The following is a 510-nucleotide window of genomic DNA, read 5'->3' on the forward strand; positions in this document are numbered from 1 at the left end:
GCGGTGGCGGCGGCTCCTCCCCCAGTACGCAATCCACGCCGACACAGGCTCCAAAATCTGCCCAAGCTCTGCCCTCGGCAGACGCAGCTTCCGTATTGCCGGTATCTGCGAAGTCGGAAAAACCGGAATCCGGCAAACAATTTTTCAGCGGAACCAATTCTTCCGATTCCGCAGTGGCATTCAATCATGCCGATTGGAACAAAATCACCATCGAAGGCGTAGAGGTCGATCTTGCAGCCGTACAAGGCGAGAGTTTTAAAAACGGCTGGCGAGACAGCGTCGGCGGTTCCGAGAATAAACGCCTTGCCAATTTTGGCGGCAATTACGTCCTGCACCACAGCACACCCGATGCGGTTGCCGGCATCGTGAAGACCGAATCGCAAAACAATTACGCTTTCTTCAACGGTAATTTTACCCGTGAAGCAGAAATGCCGAAAATCGGACAGGCGGTTTACGACGTATCGACCGTCAGCGTGCGCGGTACTCTGGCGCAGGCATACGGTACAGGCC

1 protein-coding gene is annotated in these 510 nt (G+C 55.1%); it reads left to right on the forward strand.

Going from position 1 to position 510, the window contains the following annotated elements; translation table 11 throughout:
* Window positions 1–510: transferrin-binding protein-like solute binding protein (locus ACTHUR_RS18580; protein WP_440400244.1), on the forward strand; the 510-nt coding region annotated here is incomplete at both ends.

It is taken from the genome of Neisseria sp. P0021.S007 (assembly GCF_051956855.1).